Raw genomic sequence first — 21,517 nt, 5'->3', positions numbered from 1 at the left:
GAGGGTGCCGAGAGGTTCGCCGTTTCACGGTGACGCAAGCGGACTCCCGCCCGGGAGATTCCAGGAGTGATTTCCTTGGTCATCTCCCCGACAAGAGGCCGTCCCAGGCGTTGTCGCAAACCCATCAATCCAGAAAGACCAACGCATAACCTATTGACTTCAAAAGACGCCAGCGAGTGGTACAGGCTTTGCTTAATCCTCACCAAGAGGCCGTATGGAGCAAGCCACGTCAATGAAGCACAACAAGGTCACCATCAACGATACGACGCTGCGCGACGGCGAGCAGTCGGCCGGCGTCGCCTTCTCCCTGGATGAGAAGCTGGCGATCGCACGCGGCCTGGACGCGCTTGGCGTCCCCGAACTGGAGATCGGCATCCCCGCCATGGGGGACGAGGAACGCGAGTCGATCCGCGCCGTCGCGGCACTCGGACTATCCGCCCGACTGATGGTCTGGACCCGGATGCTGCCCGGCGACATCGCCCTCTGCCGAGACCTGGGGGTCGACCTGATCGACCTCTCCATCCCGCTCTCGGATCAGCAGATCTTTCGCAAGCTCGGACGCGACCGCGACTGGGTCCTGGCGCAGATCCGCACTCAGGTGCGTGCCGCACAGGATCTGGGGATGGAGGTCTGCGTCGGGGCCGAGGACGCCTCCCGCGCCGATCCCGAACTGCTCTGGCTGGCCGCCGAGGCCGCGCAGGAGGCCGGCGCGCGGCGTTTCCGCTTCGCCGACACCGTCGGCCTCATGGACCCCTTCGGCGTCTTCGAGCGCATCCGCGATCTGCGCGCCATCGTGGACCTTGAGATCGAGATGCACGCCCACGACGATCTGGGCCTGGCGACAGCCAATACCCTAGCGGCCGTGCGCGGCGGCGCGACTCACGTGAATACCACGGTTCACGGCTTGGGCGAGCGCGCTGGCAATGCCGCGCTCGAAGAGGTCGTCATGGGTCTGCGCCACGTCCACCAGATCGAGACGGGGGTCGACCTGCATCACTTCGACAACCTCTCGCAGGTGGTCGCGCACGCATCCGGCCGTCCCGTGTGCTGGCAGAAGAGCCTGATCGGCGGCGGGGCTTTCACCCACGAGGCCGGTATCCACGTCGACGGTCTGCTCAAGGATCCGTTGAACTACCAGGGCATCGACCCCGCCGAACTGGGCCGCATGCACAGCATGGTGCTCGGCAAGCACTCGGGAAAGCATGCCGTCCAGCAGGTCTATGCCGAGCGGCTGCGCTTTCAGCTGGACACGGATCAGGCCGAGCGCGTCCTGCCGCTGGTCCGGCGCTTCGTCACCGAGACCAAGCGTAGCCCCGAGACCGGCGACCTGAGACGCTTTCTGGCCGAGATCGGCTACCCACAGGCGGCAGTGCTGCAGTAGCCAGCGCGGGAGACCTTGAGCATGAGCGAGGCCATTCTTGAGCAACCACGGGGACCAGGCGTCTGGTCGATCATCGCCGAGGACGTGGACTGCATCTTCGACCGCGACCCCGCCGCCCGCACCCGCTTCGAGGTCTACACCACCTACCCTGGAATCCACGCCGTCATCCTCTATCGCCTGGCGCATCCGCTCTGGCGCCGGGGTCTGCGCTGGCTGCCGCGTTTCATCGCCTACATCGCGCGCATCTGGACCAGCATCGACATCCATCCGGGCGCGGACATCGGCCGGCGCTTCTTCATCGACCACGGCGCCGGCGTCGTCATCGGCGAGACGGCCGAGATCGGCGACGACGTGACCCTCTACCATGGGGTCACGCTAGGCGGCACCTCCTGGCGCAAGGGCAAGCGCCACCCCACGCTCGGCGACGGCTGCGTGGTCGGCGCCGGGGCCAAGATCCTGGGCCCCGTCATCCTGGGGCAGCACGTCAAGGTCGGGGCCAACTCGGTGGTGATCGGCAATGTCCCCTCGGACAGCACGGTGGTCGGCATCCCCGCCAAGGTGGTCAAGTCGCGCCAGTCGCGCAACCCCAACCCCCATGGCATCGACCTCGACCACCACCTGATGCCAGACCCGGTCGCCGGGGCCATCTCCTGCCTCCTGGAGCGTATCCGCCACCTCGAACAAGCGGCCGGCATCCATGGCTGCCTGCCCGGCGGAACCGAGCACGAGGACGAATGCGGCAGCTGCGACGCCATCCAGGTGTGCGAGCCGCCCGACCAACGCACCGCGCTAGGGGAGGCCTGATCCCATGGACCTTCTCGACTTCAGCGGCGAGGACATGTACTTCGACGAGCCGGTCAGCCCGGAGGTCGAGTCGCTGCTCGCCGACGCCGCGCACCGCTATGGCGAGCCCGGCGCCGAACTGAGCCTGCTCCACGCCTACTTCCTGGAGCCCGAGCACTTGACCGTCCTGGTCGCGCTCTATCGCTACTTCTATTACCGCCACCGCTATCAGGAGGCCCTGATCACCGCCGACCGCGCCATCGCCATCAGCGCCGAGCGTCTGCGGATCCCGATCGATTGGCGGGCGCTGACCGAGGCCGACCTGGGCCGCTCCGTCCAGGTCTCCATGTCGCTGACGCGCTTCCTGCTGCTCGCGCTCAAGGGCGCGGGCTACCTCTTGATGCGCCTGGGTCGCTCGGCGGAGGCGCTGACGCGTTTCGAGAAGCTCGCCGAGGTCGATACCAGCGACCGCCTCGGCATCAACGAACTGCTCGCCATGGCGCGCAGCGCCGTCGCCGAGGAGCAGATCGCCGAGGTCGGCGGCAATGTGCGCTTCCTCGGACGCTGAGCCCCGGACGCGGACAACTCGGCAAGGCGGGCCTGGCGGACTTCGCTATCGCTCGTCCACCCTACGGCGCTGAAAACTGACAACTGACAACTTCCCCCAACCCCCGGAGACGACCATGACCGACGACGATTTCGAACTCGACATGAGCGAACTGTCCAGCGCCGAGGACTTCCTCGACTACTTTGGCATCCAGTACGAGCCCAGTATCGTGCAGGTCAATCGTCTGCACATCCTGCAGCGCTTCCATGACTATCTCGGGCAGGTCGAGGAGATGCCGGACAGCGCGCAGGCGAAGTGGGCCGTGCACGCGGATCTGCTCAAGGCGGCCTATCAGGACTTCGTCGCCTCCGACGCCGCGACCGAGAAGGTGTTCCGCGTCTTCCACATGAACGACCCCAAGACGGTCGCGATCCCGCTCACCGACCTCATGGAGCAAGTGCCCCATGCGCCCCCAGTATGACTACGGCGACCAGGTCCGCGTCCTGCGCAACCTGCGCAACGACGGGACCTTTCCGGGCGAGCCGACGGGCACCCTCCTGATCCGCCGGGGCAGCACCGGCTATGTGAAGGACGTCGGCACCTTCCTGCAGGACCAGATCATCTACTCGGTGCACTTCCTCGACAGCGACCGCATCGTCGGTTGCCGCGAGGAAGAGCTCCAGCCGGCGGACGCCCCCTGGACCCCAAGTCGTTTCGAATTTCGCGACCTGGTCGCGACACGGCAGCCGCTCGGCATCGAGGGGCGGGTCATGGTCCAGACGGGAGAGGTCGGCGAGGTGATTCGGGTCCTGCGCGATCACCCCGGCGGCGTCGCCTACCACGTCCATTTCCCCGATCGCAACACACTCGTCGTCCCGGAAACGGCGCTCACCGAGGCGGAGTCGGCGCACGCCGACACCTCGGACTCGACAGCCAGCCTGGACACGACGACAGACACCAGCCCTGCATCATGACCATGAGCCTCTCGCACTCCAGCCCCCAGGAGCCCAGCTCCGAGTACCGCTATCACCTCCTGCGCGCCGCAACCGAGCGCTTCCAGAGCGGTCTGGATGCGCTGGACGCGCCCCAGATGCGTCAAGTGGAGCAGCAGGCGCGACAGACCTTCGACCTCGAGAGCCTCGTCCTCTCGACCAGCGAGGCGCGAGATACGCTCATCCCCGAGCGGAGGCTCGACGCGGCCGTCGCCGAGATCCGCGGGCGCTACCCCGACGAGGCCACCTTCGCCAGCGAGCTCGCCAACAACGGCCTGGATCCAGAGACACTGCGCCGCGCACTGCGCCGCGAGCTGATGTTCGACGCGGTCATGCAGCGCATCGGCGCCAGCGCGCAGCCCGTCAGCGAGGTCGACGAGCGGCTCTTCTACGAGCTTCATATCGAGCGTTTCGACGCACCGGAGCGGCGCACCGCGCGCCATATCCTGGTGACCATCAACGACGCGTACGCCGAAAACAGCCGCGCGGCGGCACGCGAGCGGATGGAGCGGGTCGCGGCCGAACTCGCCCAGCGCCCCCAGGACTTCGGCGCGCTAGCGCAACAGCACTCCGAGTGCCCCACGGCAATGCAGCGGGGCGAGCTCGGCACCCTGCCGCGCGGCCAGCTCTATCCCGAGCTGGATGCCGTGCTCTTCGCACTCGCGCCGGGCGAGATCAGCCAGGTCGTGGAGTCCGAGATCGGCTTCCATCTGCTGCTGTGTGAAAGGGTCGAGCCAGCCACCACGGTCAGCTTCGAGCAGGCGCGGGAGAAGATCCGCTCGATCCTGGACGCACGCCAGCGCCGGGACTGCCAGAAGCGCTGGATCGCCGAGCTCAGACAACAGGCACCACCCCGAACGGAGGGCTCGACGGCATGAACGACAAGGTCCACACCTGCTCCTTCTGCGGCGCGCCGCAAGCCCCGGAGACCCCGCTCATCGCGGGCATCGAAGGCCACATCTGCGAGGCCTGCGTCTCGCTGGCACACCAGGTCGTCAGCAGCTGGGGGCGCGCGCGGGCGCTGAGCGGGCCGCTCAAGTCACCGCCCAAGCCGCTGCAGATCAAGGAGCATCTGGACCGCTATGTCATCGGCCAGGAGGCCGCCAAGGAAACCCTCTCGGTCGCCGTCTACAACCACTACAAGCGCCTCGCCGTCGAGGCCAAGCACCCCAAGCGCACCCTCGAGGACGACGATCGCGTCGAGATCGACAAGTCGAACATCCTGCTCCTAGGCCCATCAGGCACCGGCAAGACCCTGCTGGCGAGCACCCTGGCCCGCATCGTCGGCGTTCCCTTCGTGGTCGCGGACGCCACCACGCTGACGCAGGCCGGCTACGTCGGGGAGGACGTCGAGAGCATCCTCGCCCGTCTCCTGGACGCCTCCAGCGGCAACCGCGAGGTCGCCGAATGGGGCATGGTCTACATCGACGAGGTCGACAAGCTGGCGCGGCAGGGCGAGACGGCGCACGGAACCCGCGACGTCTCCGGCGAGGGAGTCCAGCAGGCGCTGCTCAAGCTGGTGGAGGGCACGCAGGTCAAACTCAGCCCCAAGGGCCGCAAGGACGCCAGCGAGCCCATGCTCATCGACACGCGCAATATCCTCTTCGTGGTAGGCGGCGCCTTCGCCGGGCTGGAGAAGATCCTCAGCCGACGCCGCCGGGAAGGTGGATGCGGGATCGGCTTCCACGCCAATGTGGCCTCGGATGCCGGATCGGACGGGCGCGACCCGGATCTCTACCGCGACACGCACCCGAACGACCTGCGCCAATTCGGACTCATCCCCGAGTTCATCGGCCGCTTCCCGGTCATCGTCGGTCTGCACGACCTGGACGAGGCGGCGCTGGTGCGCATCCTCACCGAGCCCAAGAATGCGCTGGTACGCCAGTACCAACAGCTGTTCAGCTTCGAGGGCGTCGAGCTGGCGTTCTCGGCCGAGGCGCTCACCGCGATCGCGCACAAGGCCATCGAGCGCGGCACGGGCGCCCGCGGTCTGCGGAGTGTTTTGGAGGCGCTACTGCAGCGGCCGATGTTCGAGCTACCCTCGCTCGAGGGCGTCGTCGGCTGCCGGGTCGACGCCGATGCCGTGCTGGGTGTGAGTCCGGTCGAATGGTGCCATGCGCATCCCGGCGAGGACGCCGCACGCGTGGAAATGGGCGCCTAAGGCCGGATCCGTGGAGAGAGGACGTCGAACCTAGCGGACGCAGGATGGGCAAAGTCCGCGCTTAGGAACTGTCCATCAACGGCTTCCCCCCTTTCTGGTCACGAAGCTCCAGCTTCGTGACCTCAGCGATGAAGCTCTGCTTCACGATGTCGGCGGCTTCCGGCCCTTGCTTGAGTCGATCCAGTCGCTGATCCTCGGGTTCGCGAAGCGGAGCTTCGTCTCGCGAGCGACGAAGCCGGAGCTTCGTCACCAGGCTCAAATCAGGACGTAGAAGATAGACAGTTCCCTAGCGGCCCAAATCTTGCCGCTCGGTTTGCCAGACACGCCCATCCCGCGAGCCACCGAGCAGGAACGATGGGCAGGCCCGTCATCGAACGGCACGCCAACTCGGCATCAGCGCGCGGACCTTGCCCATCCCTCGCGGCACGGGGGGTCAGGCAACCTGCTTGTCGTCGCCTTCGAGCTTGCGCAGCAAGGGATAGAGGTGCTCGGTCTCGCGCTGGATCCGATCCATCACCAAGGCGAACATCTGCTCGGTATCCTGCAGGAATGACGAGTAGTCGCTGATGGTCAGCGCGTGGCGTTTCTGCGAGCACCATTCCTTCACGTAGGCGCCGAAGATCCGCTTGATCTCGGTGGAGCCGGACAGGAAACGGTTGGCGGTGTTCTTCACCGCCTGATCCGGGTACGAGATCAGCTGGCCGCAGATATCGCGGTCCACAAGCTCCATATGTTCGCGTACCCGATTCGTCAGGTCGAAGAAAACGTCACAGGCGACATCGGTGTCGCACATCGAACGCTCGCGCACGAGATAGAGAAAGACGTTCGACAACTCGGTAATCTTGTGATTCTGTGCATGCAATTGCGCAAAAGCGACCATCTTCGATACTCCTCCAAGTCGGTCGGTGGACAGCGGCCAAGGCACTTTCTTCTTGTCTCCCGCAGAGGAAACGCGCCGTCCTTTTTTCTCGGGAAACAGTGTCCTTCAGGCGTGAGGCTGCGAACACAGGCCGTGATAACCTCCACAGCTCAAGCAAACCGCAACCAGTGTCTGATATTACGCTAAACCGCGACGCGAATGTAGATTGAGCCCGATCAACTTTTCTGTCTCCGGACAAGATTGACCTAATGACCGGGTCACGCGCCACCGACCAGGGGAAAGGTCACGGCGGTCGCCGTTGCGAAGGCCACGGCGAGCGCAATGGCGCTGACCCAGGGATGCTTGGCGCGGCGATACACCCAGCCGCTCATCACACCGTAGACGAAGAATAGGACGAGAATCGCCGGCACGATGATGATCAGGAAGAACAGCTCATTGAGATTCAGGCCGACGGCCAGCAGCAGGGAGAGGAGAAAGAGCAGCTTCGTGAAGGCATAGGCGCCGCGGGCAGCGCCCTCCCCCCTGGTGAGCCATTCGTCCGCGGTGAAGTAGCTCAGCGTCCCCGCCAGCATGGCCAACACCACCCAGGTGCGTTCCGGTCCCGGCAGCAGGGCGGTCACGAAATGATCCGTCGCCAGACCGAAGACCAGCGTGAAGTAAATGGCAGTCGCCGCCGCGCCCAACGCCAAGCGGCGCCAATGGATCCCGGCAGACACCGGGTTCGGCTGCCCGCCCCGCCCGCGCATCAACCAGAGCGCCAGCCAGGTGAGGAGGCCGTAGACGGCGAAATGGAGGGCCAGATAGTCCCCGATCAGGACCGGCAAGAAGTCGGTCGGCAGCTTCCAGAGGATCAACGGGGTCAGCACTGCGGGAAGCAACGCCGCCGGGAGCAGGCGTCGCCAGCCCAGACCGGCGCCGAGCGGCCGCGCCGCGACCTCCGGCAGCAGTCGCGACAGGGGCCAGGCCAGCGCCACCAGCCCAAGATAGAGCAGGCCGAGCCAGGGACCAGGCTTGTCGATGAAGCCGCTCCCGCTGCGACCGAAGGTCTGGTTCAGCCAATCGAGCGTCGCCGCGAGTCCTTCCGCGGCATAGAGCACGCCGATGTGCTCGACACCCTCCGCGAGCAGCAGCCGGCGCGCGCTGCCATCGGCAAGGCTGCCGTAGATCGGCCCCGCCTGTGGCGCCTCACCCCCGGCCCCCGCCAGCACCTCGATCCCCTGCCGATGCAGCATCTCCGGCTCCAGACCGCCGTAGATGAGCAGCAGATTGCGCAGGTTGTCGGTCCGCGTCTCCTTCGACAGATAGGGTGACAGCAGCACCAACGCCGAGACCTGCCCAAGATGGGCCTGGGCGTAGCGCGCCAGCACGTCCGCCGCCATGGAGTGGCCGACGAGTGCGAGCCGCCCGTCGGCGCCCGGCTGCGCCAGTGCCAGCGCCACCGTCGGCTCCAGTCCATCGAGCAGAACGCGCAGACGCCGCTCCTGATCCATGAGGCTGGCGACGAAGGGGGCGGCATTGCGACCGTGACCGGCGAAATCGAAGGTCGCCACGATGTAGCCGTTCCTCGCCAGGGTGATGGCATAGGGCTGCATCAGCTGCTGAGAGCCGGCGAATCCATGGGCGACCACCACCACGGGCGCGGGCGCCGTGCTAGCCGGACGATAGAGGGTGATGGGGACGGGACCGGCTCGCAGATGCGTGATCTCCAACCCCCGCGTCGCCGCCGTCAGGTGCCAGAGCGCCGTCAGGATGCTCGCCAGGGCGACCACTGCAATCGCGACCGCGGCCAGGCAACCACGGCGGCAGCGGTTTCGGGTCCGAGACTCGGGGTGTGGCATCATCTCCTGCATCCTGATTCCAACAGCGGATGCGACCCGGCGCCGGTCGCGATACCCAGCGCACTGCCAGGGAGTTACACTCTCGCCTCATTCGACATAGATCTCTCTGCGGAGCAATCAACCCATGCTGGACAAGAAACTGCTCGACATCCTGGTCTGCCCGGTGACCAAGGGTCCACTGATCTTCGACAAGGACCGGGGCGAGCTCATCTCGCTGTCGGCCCAGCTCGCCTACCCCATCCGCGACGACATCCCGGTCATGCTCGAAGAGGAGGCCCGACAGCTCTCGCTGGAAGAGATGGACAGCTATCGCCAGGCCCGTTAACCGGCCTTTGCGGGAGACCTCGGCCGGCGCTCGGAGCAGAGCTTGGCGCCAAGGGCCTTCGCACCCAGGGTGCAACGGGGTTGGGAGTGGATGGCAAGCCGAAATCGGGTTCCGGCACCCTGCCACCACAGCCCTGCCTAGGATCGAGGAGCGACCCCCGCGCTTGCGGAATCAGACGCGATGCTCGGCACGGGAAACAGAACAGCCCCCCCTCGAAGCCCACCGGAATCGCCGGGCCGATGCCGTGCGAAGGCGCATCCGCGGATGATCGACCTGCTGCCAATGCCCAGGACAGCGCTGACCAGGAAGGTGCTGGCACTGCAGATCGAGCATGCCTACCAGCAGCTTGGCACCTCGCTGGCGGTGAACCTCGTCAACGGCCTGGTTCTGGTCCTCATCTTTTATGGCGATATCGACGGTCGCAAACTGCTGCTGTGGATCGCAGCCATCTACGCGGTCACCCTGGCGCGCTACGCCCTACTGCGCCGCTTTCGCGACCCGCGTCTCAGGCAGCAGACGCACGAAACCGAATGGGGATCCCTCTTCCTGATCGGCGCACTGGGCTCCGGGATCCTGTGGGGGGCCGCCGGCATCGCCCTTTTCCACCCCACATCCCAATTGCACCAGATCTTCCTCGCCTTCGCGCTCGGCGGCATGATCGCCGGCGCCCTGCCGCTCCTCTCCGCTCTGACCCCGGCGTTCCAGCTCTTCGCCATTCCGGTGAGCCTGCCCATCATCCTGAGGCTGATCGCCGAGGGAGACCGCGTCTCACTGACCATGGCGGTCCTCTTCCTGATCTTCATGGTCGCCATGCTCGTCTCCTCGAGTCAGTTCAGCCATATCCTGCGCGAGTCCATCGAGCTGCGGCTCAAGCTCCTCTCGTCGATCGAAGAGAAGCAGCAGCAGGCCATGCTGGCCAGGATCGACAGCCTGACCGGCATCGCCAACCGCCGCCTCTTCGAGGAGGCGCTCGCCAACGAGTGGAAGCGCGCCGCACGCACGCGGACCCCGCTGTCCATGGCGATCGCCGACATCGACTACTTCAAACGCTACAACGATCATCTCGGGCACCCGGGCGGAGACCAGTGTCTCAGGAAGGTAGCGGAGTCCATGGCCACGGCCGCCCGGCGCCCGGGCGACCTCGCCGCGCGGATCGGCGGCGAGGAGTTCGCCTTCATCCTGCCGAACACCCAGTTGAGCGACGCCGCCGCCATCGCCGAGCGCATCCGCGAGGACATTGAGTCGCTGCGGATCCCACACCCGACCTCACCGACCTCCGACTGCATCACCGTCAGCCTGGGCGTGGCGGAGATCCTGCCGGACGAGACCACCTCCACCCGCGACCTCATCAAGGCGGCCGACGCCGCCCTCTACGAGGCCAAGGACCGGGGACGCAACCGCGTGATGGTCGCGGGCGACTGACGGCGCGCTCAGACGACGATGGGCACGCCCGTGAAAGCTCAACGCACGGGCCTTGCCCATCCCACGCGATCCAGCCCTTGTGTTTACTCGGCCGGTAGGATGGGCAAAGTCCGCGCTCCGACCCCGCAGGCGGCCGCGACGCTGGTCGGACGTGCCCATCTTGCAAGGCTCGGCGTTGAGAGGATGGGCACGCCCGTAAACGCTCGACGCCAGCAAGAACACTCATCGCGCGGGCTTTGCCCATCCTACGCGATCCAGCCCTTGTGTTTGCTCGGCCGGTAGGATGGGCAAAGTCCGCGCTCCGACCCCGCAGGCGGCCGCGACGCTGGTCGGACGTGCCCATCTTGCAAGGCTCGGCGTTGAGAGGATGGGCACGCCCGTGAACGCTCGACGCCGACAAGAACACTCATCGCGCGGGCTTTGCCCATCCCACGCGATCCAGCGCTTTTGTTTGCTCAGCCAGGGAGGTAGCGGCCGTCGTCCAGGCAGCGGGCGTGGCCGAGGCTGGCGAGGGTGTCGAGCAGCTCGGCGACCTTGGCCTTGGGGGCGCGGGTGAACCGCTTGGCCAGCTCGACGGGGGTGGCGGGGCCGGGACTGGCGGTCAGGGCCGCGCGCAGGGCCTGGAACTGCTCCGGCAGGGTCTTGGGCCAGGCGGGCTTGGGACCGGCGGCGGCGGGTACGATCGGCGGCACGGCCTCCTGTCCGGCCGCGCCGGCCTCCTCCGCGCCCTGGCTCGGACGCTGGAATTCCGGGCGCAGCCAGCGGACCAGGCCGCGCCGCTCCTCGGCCGCGCGCTCGGCGTTGAGCGCGACCAGGCGTTGCAGGATGCCCTCTTCCACCTCGGCCGCGGCCTCGCTGCCCGGCGCGGCGCCGAGCAGGGCGTCGGTCAGGTCGGACCAGCCGTAGGCGTCGAGCACGGCCGCGTCCAGCTCGTCGTGGAGCTGGCGGAGCACGGCGACCAGGCCCTGCGCGTGGATGGTCTTTTCCTTGGCGGTCAGCGGCTCGCCCCGGCGCAGACGGTCGAGGACGTTGTACATCCCGGTCATGGTCAGGTCCGGATGCAGGGCCTGACGCTGTTTGCGGTGGGCGTCGAGGTCTTCGCCGAGCTGGCGGATGCGGGACTTGATGGGTTCGGAGGCGTCGGGGAAGGGGAAGGTCTCGAAGCAGCGGGTTTTGACGTATACAGGGTCGTTGCCGACGCCAAGACGGCTGCCGGTCGCAAGCGCCCAGAAGACATGGATTCGGCTGGATAGCACACCCAGCTTCCAGGCGCCGGAAAGGGCGATGGCGATCAGCTTGTTGTCGGGCAGGATGGACTGGTCGAGGAAGACGAACGTGCGGTGCTTGGCGGTCTCGACCGTGGCGATGTAACGCGGCAGCCCGACCAGCGTGGGGCGGAAATCATTGCGCGGCTCGCCAAAGACCCACCAGTTCTCTCGATAGGCGGCTCGGTTGTTTGCATCCCGCTCCGGCTTCACCCGCTCCAGCACCCACTGATAGACCTCGGGGTAACGTACCCGGACCTCCTCGGCGGCAAGTCCGAAGAGGTCGATGACCATGACCCCGCGCGGACTCTGGGTCAGATCGCGACCGTTAAGATAGGCGCGAATGTGCCGTTCCAGCCCTAGCAGCCGGCCGAGCCCCAGCGAGGCGGCCTCCTCGCGCGTGACGATGAAGCCGGCGCCATGCAGCTTGACGCCGGGCGAACTGATGCCCTGATTGGCCCGCAGCGGCAGCGCGGCGGTGACATTGGCCCCAATCCGCAGATCGGCGTGGATAAATCCCGCCGTCCGCTCCAGATCCACATCCAACCCCTCGCCCTGACCGCCGCGCTCCGCCGTTACCCGGTCGAGCAAACCGTGCAGCTCGCCCGCCTGGCCGACCGTCATGCCGATGCGCACCGCCGCGCCGTCGGCGGCGTCCACCCAGGGATGATCCGGCACGGCGTAGAGCAGCGAGAGCGGCTCGGCGGCGGTCAGATGCCGCTCAAGCACCCGCCGATTGAAGGTCTGGCGTAGGCTGTTGGTGGTGATGAAGCCAAAGCGGCGAATCTGTGCGGCGCGGGCCAGCCCGGCCGCCTGGTCCCACCAATACATGACGTAGTCGGCGGACTCGGGAACTTCCGACCGCACCCCGCGCAGCGCGTCCACATAGCCGTCACCCAAGGCACGGCGCATGTTGGAGGCGCCAATAAACGGCGGATTCCCCACCACGAAATCCGCCTCCGGCCACTCGGCCCGGCGCGGATTGACATAGCGCTCCAGCGGCGTCCGCGCGGTCTCGTCCGGCACCGGCTCGCCGGTAATGGGATGAGTCTTCATGGTCCGACCGTCCCAGCGCGAGACGGGCTGGCCGGTCGCGTCCGTCACCCATTCCATGCGGTCGTAGGCGAGCACGGCGTCGCGGCACTGGATGTTGCGGAAGTCGCGGATGATGGGCTCGGGCGGGTGGACGCTGCCGTGGGTGCGCACGTGCCATTGCAGGTAGCCGATCCAGAGGACCATCTCGGCGATGGTGGCGGCGCGCGGGTTGAGCTCCAGCCCGAGGAGCTGATGCGGGTCGACGCTGACGCCTTCCATGTCCAGCAGGGTCTGGCCGGCGCCGAGGGATTCCAGGGTGTCCAGCACCTCGCCCTCCAGACGCTTGAGGTGCTCCAGGGTGACGTAGAGGAAGTTGCCGGAGCCGCAGGCGGGATCCAGCACCCGGACGTTGGCGAGCCGGACCTGGAAGCCGCGGGCGAGGCGCGCGGCCTCAACGTCCTTGCCCTGCTCGTGCAGGCTGACGGCGGCGCTCTGCACGGCGGTCCACTCCTCGCGCAGGGGCTCGATGACGGTGGGCAGGACCAGGCGCTCGACATAGGCGCGCGGGGTGTAGTGGGCGCCGAGCTTGTGCCGCTCCAGGGGGTCGAGCGCGCGCTCCAGCAGGGTGCCGAAGATGGCGGGCTCGACCTGGCGCCAGTCGGCGCGGCCAGCCTCGATGAGCAGGTCGATCTGGTCGCGGTCCAGCGGCAGGGCGCTGGGGTCGGCGAAGAGCCCGCCGTTGAAGCGCGGCACGCGCTCGCGCAGGATCGGCGAGAAGGGGCTGCCGGCGTTCATGTCGCGCCACAGGTGCTCGGCGAGCGGCACGAATTGGACGGGGTTGTCGCGCACTGACGCGAGCAGCTCGGTGAAGCCGGCCTGCTTGATGAGGCCCACGTCCTCGGCGAAGAGGGTGAAGAGACAGCGGATGAGGAAGGCGGCGGTCAGCTCGGGCGGGTGTCCGGCCGCTTCCAGCGAGACGGCGAGCCGCGCCAGGCGCGCGGCGATCTCACGGGTGACGCGGGCGGCGCGGCGGCTGGGGTCCAGGCTGAGCGGGTCGAGCCAGACGGCACGCAGGCGCGCGCGGATCTCGGCGTCGCGCAGGTCGGCGAGGCGGATGCGGTGGCCGCGCGGGTCCGGGAAGGGGATGTAGGCCCCGCCGCTGCGGCTGAACTCGCTGTAGAGCTCGATGCTGCGGCCGACGTCCACGGCGATGACGAAGGGCGGGCGGCCCTCTTCGCTCGGCAGGGCGCGGACGTACTGCACGGCCTGGCCGTGCGCGCGCAGCATGGCCTTGTCCCAGCCGGGGGTGTCCAGGTGCAGGCCGGACTGTTTGGCCTCAAGGACGTAGCAGGCGCGGCGGTAGAGGTCGATGAAGCCGTGGCTCTGGGTGCCGTCGCCGTGGTGGAAGACGACGCGGCGCTCGAAGCAATAGGCGTTGTCCTGATTGTCCTCGCGAGCGGGATCGGGCTGAGGCAGCTCCAGCAGGGCGCAGAGTTCGGTGAGGAAGAGCTGGTAGTTGGCGCGCTCGGTCCCGGTGGCACTGGCCCAGCGGGCGATGAAGGCGTCGACCGGCGCGGGCTGGGCGGCCGAGTTGTCGCGGATCTCGGGGTTGGCCGGTTTGGCGGTGTCATCCATGGCGAGTCGGCGGTGCTCCGTGGCGGACGCGGGCGATGCGAGGTTGGGCCGGCATGCTAGCGGCGGGCGAGTGCAGGCTCAAGCGCGGGCGTCGGCATCAAGGGGCCGGTCGCGCGTCTTCGACGCGGATCTGGGTCTGAGCCGTGGCCTCCGCGCAGTCCGTTCCCGAGTCGTCCCTGACCCTCAAGGTCACCTGATAGCGTCCCGCCTGGGTGAAGCGATGGGCGACCTTGGGTCCGCGCCCGCTGCCGCCGTCGCCGAAGTCCCAGAGGTAGACGAGCGGGTCGGCGTCCGGGTCGCTGGAGGCGGTGGCATCGAATTGGATGGCCTCGTGGGCGCCGTCCAGGTAGGCCACCTCGGACGAGGCTTGAATCCGCGCCGTCGGGGCGGCGTTGACGACCGCCTCCGCGAGGGCGCGGCCACGCGCGCAGCCACTCCCCGAATCATCGGTCACGATCAGCTCGACGGGATAGCGTCCGACGGCGGCGTAGCTGTGCGTCGCGGTGGCGCCGACACCCTGGTCGCCATCCCCGAAGCGCCAGTCGTAGCCGGTGATGCGGCCGTCGGAGTCGAGCGAATCCGAGGCGTCGAATCCGATCGACTGGCCGGGGCATGCGCTCAGCGGGCGGCGGATCGCGGCGATCGGCGCCCGATTGACCTGAATGTCGCGCACGGCCGTCGCCGTGGCGTTCGCGAGCCCGCTGTCGTCGGATAGCGCGAGGCTGAGGCTGTAGCGTCCGGGCTGCGTATAGCGATGCGCGGCACGCACACCCTCCCAGCGGGCACCGTCGCCGAAGTCCCAGACCCAGGCCGTCAGGCTCCCGTCCGGGTCGGTCGAGGCGCCGGCATCCACGCCGACCTCCTCGTCGGGACAGGGCGCCGCCGGACTGACGGCGATGCGCGGCACGGGCGGCGCATTCACCCGGACCTCCAGCCGATCGCTGTCCGCCGCGTTGGCGAGCCCGGAGTCGTCCGTCACACTCAGCTCGACGGTGTAGACGCCCGGCGTCTGGTAGCGATGCGTGAGCCGAACCCCCTCGCCCCGCGCGCCGTCGCCGAAGTCCCACCGATAGCCCTTGATCACGCCATCCGGGTCCAGGCTGGCGGAACCGTCCAGGACCAGGGGCTCGCCCTGGGCGACCTGCAGATCCGGCCCCGCGACCGCCTCGGGCGGGGCGTTCACCAAGACGGAATGCAATCGCCGGGTCTGACTGCAGAGCCCACCGAGGCCGTCGTCGACGCTGAGTACGACCTGATAACGCCCGGCCGTGGCGTAGGCATGGGTGACCCTGTCGCCCTCGCCCCGCGAGCCGTCGCCGAAGTCCCAGCGCACCGAGAGACCAGGATCCAGCTCGCCCGCCTGGTCATCGGCGGGGACGGCCTGGAGCGCGAGTTCGTGCTGGACGGGGACGGCGACAGGCCCGCGAATCGCGACCCGCGGGGCTTGCAGGACCCGCACCTGGAGCTGGTCGCTGTTGCGGTTGCTGCAATCCCCGACCCGATCCCCGGTGATGGTGAGCGTGACGCGGTAGTCGCCGGCACCCGCATAGAGATGGGTCGGCTGAGCGCCGCCGCCCTGCTCGCCGTCACCGAAATCCCATTGATAGGCGTTGACGACGCCGTCGAAGTCGCGCGAGGCGGTGCCGTCGAAGGTGATCGGCTGACCCGCGCAGACACGCCTGTCCTCGCCCGCGACGGCAACCGGCGCATCCACGACCGTCAGGCCGATACGCGCCTGAGCCCGGTTGCAGGACAGGGCCGAGTCGTCCTGCACGCCGAGGGTGACGGCATAGTGTCCGCCGGCGTCATAGCGCTTGACGGGACTCACCGTCTGCGCCGATGAGCCGTCCCCGAAGTCCCAGGCGTAGAGCAGCTGGCCGCCGTCCGGATCCTGCGAGCGCGTGCCGTTGAAGAGGACGAGATCGCCCGCGCACACCAGATCGGGCGCCTCGGCGACGGCGACCGGCGGGCGGTGGATCCAGATCTCCGCTGCCGCGCTGTCCGTGGCGTTCGCGAGCCCGGTCCCGTCGTCCACCCTCAGGGTCACGGGATAGCGCCCAGCCTGCGCGAAGCGGTGGACGACCCGCGCGCCGTGCCCGGGCGGGCTCGCGTCGCCGAAGTCCCAGAGAAAGCGCAGCGGATCCGCATCCGGATCGGAGGAGTCGCTGCCGTCGAGCCGCACCCGCAGCTCGCATTGGTCGATACGCGGGGCGAGCACGGCGCTCGGCGGATGGTTGACGCGGATACTGAGCGCGCCCTGGCTGCGTGCGTTGGCCGCGCCGCTATCGTCCGTCACCTCGAGCCTGGCCGTGACGACACCGGGCGTGTCGAAGCTCAGCTCGGCCTTGGGCGCTGCGATGGGGTCGGCGTCGTCGAGACGCCAGACAGCGGAGCGGATCTCACCGTCCGGGTCATAGGAAGCGCCCGCATCCAGCCAGACCGGGTCGCCGGGCGCGACCAGCTGGTCTGGCCCGGCGACGGCGACGGGCGCCGCGTTGATGCGCACCAGCGCATCCGCCGTCGCGAAGGCCGTGGCGTGGCCCGAGTCGTCGCGCACCTCGAGGCCCACATCGTAGCGACCGGGCCTGTCGTAGACATGCGTGACCCGGACCCCGCTCGCGCCCGAGCCGTCGCCGAAGTCCCAGCGATACTCGACCAGGCGGCCGTCCGGATCGAAGGAGCCGGCGCCGTCGAAGGTCAGCGTCTGGCCGGGCACGCCGAGCTGGTCCGGTCCGGCATCCGCCACCGGCCGTTCATTGAGGCGGACCTGCATGCCGTCCTCGGTCGTCGCCGAGGGGGTACCGGAATCGTCCGTCACACTGAGCCTGACGGCATAGGTGCCAGGTGCCGCATAGACGTGCCTTGGCGTCGCGCCCTCGCCGCTCTCGCCGTCGCCGAAGTCCCACCGCCAGGATTGGATCCGGCCATCCGGATCACGCGAGCCGCCGCCATCGAAGCGGACCTCGCTCGCGGTGACCCACTGATCCGGACCGGCGTCCGCGACCGGCGGATCATTGACGACGATCTTCAGCAGGGTCTCGTCCACCGCCGAGCTGGCCCCGGAGTCGTCGCGGACCCGCAGCGTGACGACATAGGTGCCCGGTGCCGCATAGCGGTGGACGACTGTCACGCCCTCGGCCGTCGCGCCGTCGCCGAAGTCCCAGCGGTGCTCGATCAGCGCGCCATCCGGGTCCTGGGAGGCGGCGGCGTCGAAGTTCAGCGGCTCGTCGACGGCGCCGCGCTCCGCACCCGTGGCGGCGGCGACGGGCGGGGCGTTCACCCAGACGCCGAGCCGATCCTGTGCCTCGCTGTTGCCGACACCGGCATCGTCGGTCGTCGTCAGCACGACCTGGTAGCGGCCTGGGCGCTCATAGGCGTGCTCGACGCGCGCGCCATCGGCGGCGGCACCGTCCCCGAAGTCCCAGCGGTAGCCCTGGATCTTGCCATCCGGGTCGCGGCTGGCCCCGGCGTCGAGGCGCACCGGCTCGCCGACCGCCACGACCTGATCCGGCCCGGCCTCGGGCAGCGGGGCGGCATTCACCCAGACCTGGGTCTTGGCCTCCGACTGGGTGCAAGGCCCGGGTCCGTCATCCTCGGCGCTCAGCGTCACCGGGTAGCGGCCGGGCTGGGCGTAGCTGTGACTGGCCTCCCGCCCGCCCGCGCCGCTGCCATCGCCGAAGTCCCAGCGATAGCCGATGAGTCGGCCGTCGGGATCGCGCGATGCCCCGGCATCGAAGTCCGCCCGCTCACCGGGCGCGAGCGTTCGCCGTGGACCGGGCACGGCCTGCGGGGGCCGATTGATCTTGACCTGGGCGCGGGTGCGCGCGCGATCGGCCGCCCGCCCCGAATCGTCGATGACCGTGAGGGCGACCTCATAGGTACCTGGCTGGTCGTAGCCGTGCTCGATACGCGCCCCCGCGCCCTGGCGGCCGTCGCCGAAGTCCCAGCGGTAGTCGGTCAAGTGGTCGTCCACGCCCTCGGAAGCGCCGCCATCGAAGGCGACGGAGCGGCAATCCGGCTGAAAGGTGAAGTCGATGCTGGGTCTCGGCAGAATCGGCTCGGACACCATCCGCACCGGAAGCCGGAACGCCAGGGGACGGCCGTCCTGGTCCGCGACTTCCAGAACGAGGTCGTTGAAGAGGGTGCGGCCGCCCCGGATGAGGACGGCGGCCGCTGGCGGCGAGGCGTCGGCGGGGATCTCGATCTCGTCCTGCTGCCAGCGCGCGTCCCCCGAGGAGCGCAGGGTCTTGGCCGCGACGAAGGGCATCTCCAGGAGGGCGCGGGCACGGTCGAGGTCGAAGCCGCGGATGCTGAGCGCCCTGGTGCCAACCGGGACCTGGAGCCTCGCCTCCGCGAAGCGCGTCGGATCCGGCGGGACCGCGAGCGCCGGGCGGACGTCCAGGATCTCCACCCCGGTCGCTGGACGCTCCTGCGCATCCCCAGCCGCGCGCACCTGGATGTCGTAGAGATTGCCATCGTCCCCGCTGACGCCCTGAACCAGCAGCCTGAAGACGGAGACATCGCCATCCGCGTCGCCCTGCCGCGGGTCGATGCGTGCGAGTCGGCGCCAACGCCCGTCGAGGCCCGGATCCTCGCCGAAGACCGCCTCGGCCAGGCGCTCGCCGCCGCCGGTGCGCGCGGCACCCGCGCCGCCGAAGAGGGTGAATCGCGTGCGGGTATTCCAGTTGCCGTTGGGCTCGTCCTCGCTCCCGCCGACGTCCGGGTCGAAGAGCTGGACATCGAGCGGACCCGTGAGATCGCTCGGCACCCGCAGGAAGAGCTCTTCGGAGTAGTCGTCGTCGCCCTTGCCCGGCGCCGCCTCCGGCCCGAAGGTGACGAGCCGGACCGGCGCGGCAGGGAGGGCACTCGCGCAGAGCGCCAGCGCCAAGAGAAAGGGACCTCTAATCCTCGCGACCATCCAGCCGAACCTCACGACGATTCCCGAGATAATCCTGCAGAATCACGGCACTGAGGCGGGCGTGCCGCGCCTGCCCGGCGGGCAGCACGAGCCTGTCCCTGTGGCAGACCCTGTCCGCACAGCGTTGGGCGATGCCCTCACGCACCAGGCTGCCGGCCTCGATCCGATAGGGCACCGCGGCGACCAGCCCGCTCTCGTCCCGCGCCTCGATCTCGACCAGCAGCACAGACTGCGCGCCCTGCTGCTCGTCGACCAGACGATAGGTCTCCAGTCGAGGCGGCTCCTGGTCGAGCACGACGCTGCGCTCCCAGCGCACGGCATTGCCAGCCCGGTCGCGTGCGATCAGCGTCAAGTCATTGACCCCAGGCTGCAGGTCGAGATCGAGCGAGAAGCGCCCGCCCGCCTGCAGCTGCACCTCGCGATCGCCGAGCGAGAGCCGTTCGCCGTCTTCGACCTGACCGCTCAGGCTCAGCCTGGTCGCGGCGCTGCGATCCGGCGGCTCGGCGTCCAGGCGGATGCGGGGTGGCGTCCGATCCAAGACCACCGCGAAGGTCTCCTGATACCGCTGCCCCTGCGGCCCCTCGGCCGACAGCTCGAAGTGCGTCAATGGCGCATCCAGATGCAGCATCACGCCGAAGCGGCCAGCGGCGTCGGCGATCCCGGCAGCGACGAAGGCAGCCGCCTTGGGGGTGGTGACACGCACGGCGGAGCCCGGCGGGGCCTGGCCCTCAAGCGTCAGCCAGGGCCGGCTCGCGAGCAGTTGGCCGGCGGCGTCGCGCGGCGTCTGCGGCGCCAGCGTCAGGGGGAGTTCGCCCTGCGGCCGCAGATGGACGACACGCTCCAGCCGACGCAGGTTTCCGGCCCGATCACGCACCTCGAACTCCACCCGGTTGACGCCCGGCGTGAGCTGAAGGGTATGGCGATACTCTCCGTCCGGCCCCAACGGGACGGCCACGCCGTTGATGGAGAGACTGGCGCCGACCTCGGTGCGGCCCTCGACGACGAGCGCCGGGTCGTCCGTCCGCAGCCCGGCGCCGGGCTGCCGCACGAGCAGGTAGGGCGGCGTCTCGTCACGGGTCTTCTGGAAGTGCCGCGCGGGCGCCGCCGCGCCGGGCAGGCCCGAGTGGTCGACCGAGGCGACGCGCCAGTAGTAGAGCCCCTCGTCACCCAGCCCGAGTGCGAAGTGCATCCCCATCACGTGGGTTTCGCTCAGGACCAGCGCGGTGAATTCAGGGTCGCGCGCCACTTCCACCCAGTAGGCCGCGGCGCCCGCCACCTCGGACCAGCGCAGCTCGGCCTCGATCCCGAACAGCGCCGCGCCATCCTCGGGACCAAGCAGCGCGGGGGGCTCCAGCAGATCGACGGGGTCCAGCGGCGGCTTGCTCGGCGCGACCAGGGTTCCCTGGTTGCGGCCCAGGGTCACGGTACTGCCCTCGGCCGTGATGGCGAGCTCGCCGTCGAAGTTCGCCAAGCGCGTGGTCTCCGGCGTCTTCTGGACCCAGTAGTCCCTGGACGTCGCCGCCGTCTCGACACCCTCGGCCGTCACACTGAGCGTCTGGCGGCTGGCCCCCGCGCCCATGAGCGCGCGCACGTCGCCACCGTAGAGGATGACGCCGACCTCCTCGCGCCGGGTCAGTCGGTCCTCGCGCAAGCGGCGGATCGCCAGCTGAGCCTGCTCGCCCATACGCAGTGTGCTGGCGTCGCGAAAACGCACGACGGCGAACGACGCCGAGAGGGTGCGCAGGCGCTCCTCCTCGGCAAGCAGGGTATCGACGGCGATCGCGCTCCAGTCCAGCTCGGCCGGGCGGCGCCGCTCGACCCGTCCGCCGGCGCTGTCCAGCACGGCCTGCGCGGCGAGATCCCGATTCGCGAGGCTCAGCGTCAGGGCGCTCCTGGCCGCGCGGATCCCCTGCTCCGCCAGTTGCCTGGCCTCCTCCAGGGTCGCCGCACTCCGCGCGCTGGCGGCCGCCGCCTGGTTCGAGAGGGCCGCCTCGATCATGTGGTCCGCAAAGACGAGCGCGCCGGCCGCGGTGGCTCGATAGATGAGCTGGCGCAGCTCGGTCAGGGCGCGCGCGAGTTCGAGACTGGCCGCGACCGGAATGCGCAGCTGGGTGCCCGGCTGCAGCTGATCGACCGCGTCGAGCCCGTTCGCGCGGAGGATCTCGGGCCAGGCATCCGCGTCATCCAGATAGCGCTCGGCCAGCGTGCGCAGGTTGGTGCCCGGCTCCACCAGGACAGAGACGCTCTCGGGCGGGGCCGCGGCGACCCACTGGGTCAGCGGCCAGCAGAGGAGGCAAAGCAGGAGAAGCGTCCGATGCTGAGTCATGTGCATCCT

At 68.8% G+C, this 21,517-nt stretch carries 14 protein-coding genes; 9 read left to right on the top strand and 5 right to left on the bottom strand.

What is annotated here, in order from left to right; genetic code table 11:
- The first annotated feature begins 232 nt into the window (after positions 1-232).
- The 7 genes from nifV to clpX all read left to right on the top strand — a co-directional run bounded on the left by nifV (position 233) and on the right by clpX (position 5,864).
- Positions 233-1,381 (top strand): homocitrate synthase, encoded by a 1,149-nt coding sequence (nifV, locus tag CKO23_RS01120; protein WP_200327900.1) that lies wholly within the window; start codon positions 233-235, stop codon positions 1,379-1,381.
- A gap of 21 nt (positions 1,382-1,402) precedes the next feature.
- Positions 1,403-2,185, top strand: a complete 783-nt coding sequence (cysE, locus tag CKO23_RS01115; protein WP_200327899.1) for a serine O-acetyltransferase — start codon at positions 1,403-1,405, stop codon at positions 2,183-2,185.
- Positions 2,186-2,189: 4 nt separating this feature from the next.
- Entirely contained in the window at positions 2,190-2,732 is a 543-nt protein-coding gene (locus CKO23_RS01110) for a hypothetical protein (RefSeq protein WP_200327898.1), read from the top strand.
- 115 nt (positions 2,733-2,847) lie between these two features.
- A complete protein-coding gene (nifW, locus tag CKO23_RS01105) occupies positions 2,848-3,192 on the top strand; it encodes a nitrogenase-stabilizing/protective protein NifW (RefSeq protein ID WP_200327897.1) in 345 nt (114 codons plus the stop codon).
- Complete coding sequence (locus CKO23_RS01100) at positions 3,176-3,685, top strand: nitrogen fixation protein NifZ (RefSeq protein ID WP_200327896.1); 510 nt, start codon at positions 3,176-3,178, stop codon at positions 3,683-3,685. Before nifW ends, CKO23_RS01100 begins: the two co-directional genes overlap by 17 nt.
- A 2-nt stretch (positions 3,686-3,687) precedes the next feature.
- Complete coding sequence (gene nifM, locus CKO23_RS01095) at positions 3,688-4,581, top strand: nitrogen fixation protein NifM (protein WP_200328000.1); 894 nt, start codon at positions 3,688-3,690, stop codon at positions 4,579-4,581.
- Positions 4,578-5,864 (top strand): ATP-dependent Clp protease ATP-binding subunit ClpX, encoded by a 1,287-nt coding sequence (gene clpX / locus CKO23_RS01090; RefSeq protein WP_200327895.1) that lies wholly within the window; start codon positions 4,578-4,580, stop codon positions 5,862-5,864. The genes nifM and clpX overlap by 4 nt, the downstream gene beginning before the upstream one ends.
- A 433-nt stretch (positions 5,865-6,297) precedes the next feature.
- On the opposite strand, the gene CKO23_RS01085 is transcribed toward clpX, so the two are convergent.
- Both CKO23_RS01085 and CKO23_RS01080 read right to left on the bottom strand, forming a co-directional pair.
- Complete coding sequence (locus CKO23_RS01085) at positions 6,298-6,744, bottom strand: hypothetical protein (RefSeq protein ID WP_200327999.1); 447 nt, start codon at positions 6,742-6,744, stop codon at positions 6,298-6,300.
- A gap of 257 nt (positions 6,745-7,001) precedes the next feature.
- Positions 7,002-8,585, bottom strand: coding sequence for an alpha/beta hydrolase (locus CKO23_RS01080; RefSeq protein WP_346014539.1), 1,584 nt, complete (start codon positions 8,583-8,585; stop codon positions 7,002-7,004).
- A 124-nt stretch (positions 8,586-8,709) separates the two neighbouring features.
- Here CKO23_RS01080 and CKO23_RS01075 point away from each other — a divergent pair, with 124 nt between their 5' ends.
- Together CKO23_RS01075 and CKO23_RS01070 are read left to right on the top strand one after the other, a co-directional pair.
- The gene (locus CKO23_RS01075) at positions 8,710-8,907 is read left to right on the top strand and encodes a Trm112 family protein (protein ID WP_200327997.1); all 198 of its coding nucleotides are present in this window, start codon (positions 8,710-8,712) and stop codon (positions 8,905-8,907) included.
- Positions 8,908-9,171: 264 nt separating this feature from the next.
- Positions 9,172-10,329, top strand: a complete 1,158-nt coding sequence (locus CKO23_RS01070; RefSeq protein ID WP_242482144.1) for a GGDEF domain-containing protein — start codon at positions 9,172-9,174, stop codon at positions 10,327-10,329.
- A gap of 455 nt (positions 10,330-10,784) precedes the next feature.
- On the opposite strand, the gene CKO23_RS01065 is transcribed toward CKO23_RS01070, so the two are convergent.
- The 3 genes from CKO23_RS01065 to CKO23_RS01055 all read right to left on the bottom strand — a co-directional run bounded on the left by CKO23_RS01065 (position 10,785) and on the right by CKO23_RS01055 (position 21,508).
- On the bottom strand, positions 10,785-14,264 hold the full coding sequence (locus CKO23_RS01065) for a class I SAM-dependent DNA methyltransferase (protein ID WP_200327894.1): 3,480 nt from the start codon (positions 14,262-14,264) through the stop codon (positions 10,785-10,787).
- Between the two features lie 97 nt (positions 14,265-14,361).
- Positions 14,362-19,197 carry a PKD domain-containing protein gene (locus CKO23_RS01060; protein ID WP_200327893.1) on the bottom strand — a complete coding sequence of 1,612 codons (4,836 nt, stop codon included), beginning with the start codon at positions 19,195-19,197 and terminating at the stop codon, positions 14,362-14,364.
- Positions 19,166-21,508 carry a FecR domain-containing protein gene (locus tag CKO23_RS01055; protein WP_200327892.1) on the bottom strand — a complete coding sequence of 781 codons (2,343 nt, stop codon included), beginning with the start codon at positions 21,506-21,508 and terminating at the stop codon, positions 19,166-19,168. Before CKO23_RS01055 ends, CKO23_RS01060 begins: the two co-directional genes overlap by 32 nt.
- Between the last annotated feature and the right edge of the window lie 9 nt (positions 21,509-21,517).

This window comes from Thiocystis violacea, from assembly GCF_016583565.1.
Lineage (GTDB): Bacteria > Pseudomonadota > Gammaproteobacteria > Chromatiales > Chromatiaceae > Thiorhodococcus > Thiorhodococcus violaceus_A.
This window is presented reverse-complemented; position numbering and strand designations above follow the sequence as displayed.

What these genes read in the sequence shown, in the direction of transcription:
- clpX (WP_200327895.1), top strand. Translation starts at nt 4,578, where the DNA reads ATGAACGACAAGGTCCACACCTGCTCCTTCTGCGGCGCGCCGCAAGCC.
- cysE (WP_200327899.1), top strand. Translation starts at nt 1,403, where the DNA reads ATGAGCGAGGCCATTCTTGAGCAACCACGGGGACCAGGCGTCTGGTCG.
- CKO23_RS01070 (WP_242482144.1), top strand. Translation starts at nt 9,172, where the DNA reads ATGATCGACCTGCTGCCAATGCCCAGGACAGCGCTGACCAGGAAGGTG.
- nifM (WP_200328000.1), top strand. Translation starts at nt 3,688, where the DNA reads ATGAGCCTCTCGCACTCCAGCCCCCAGGAGCCCAGCTCCGAGTACCGC.
- CKO23_RS01100 (WP_200327896.1), top strand. Translation starts at nt 3,176, where the DNA reads ATGCGCCCCCAGTATGACTACGGCGACCAGGTCCGCGTCCTGCGCAAC.
- CKO23_RS01080 (WP_346014539.1), bottom strand. Translation starts at nt 8,585, where the DNA reads ATGATGCCACACCCCGAGTCTCGGACCCGAAACCGCTGCCGCCGTGGT.
- CKO23_RS01055 (WP_200327892.1), bottom strand. Translation starts at nt 21,508, where the DNA reads ATGACTCAGCATCGGACGCTTCTCCTGCTTTGCCTCCTCTGCTGGCCG.
- CKO23_RS01110 (WP_200327898.1), top strand. Translation starts at nt 2,190, where the DNA reads ATGGACCTTCTCGACTTCAGCGGCGAGGACATGTACTTCGACGAGCCG.
- CKO23_RS01065 (WP_200327894.1), bottom strand. Translation starts at nt 14,264, where the DNA reads ATGGATGACACCGCCAAACCGGCCAACCCCGAGATCCGCGACAACTCG.
- nifW (WP_200327897.1), top strand. Translation starts at nt 2,848, where the DNA reads ATGACCGACGACGATTTCGAACTCGACATGAGCGAACTGTCCAGCGCC.
- nifV (WP_200327900.1), top strand. Translation starts at nt 233, where the DNA reads ATGAAGCACAACAAGGTCACCATCAACGATACGACGCTGCGCGACGGC.
- CKO23_RS01085 (WP_200327999.1), bottom strand. Translation starts at nt 6,744, where the DNA reads ATGGTCGCTTTTGCGCAATTGCATGCACAGAATCACAAGATTACCGAG.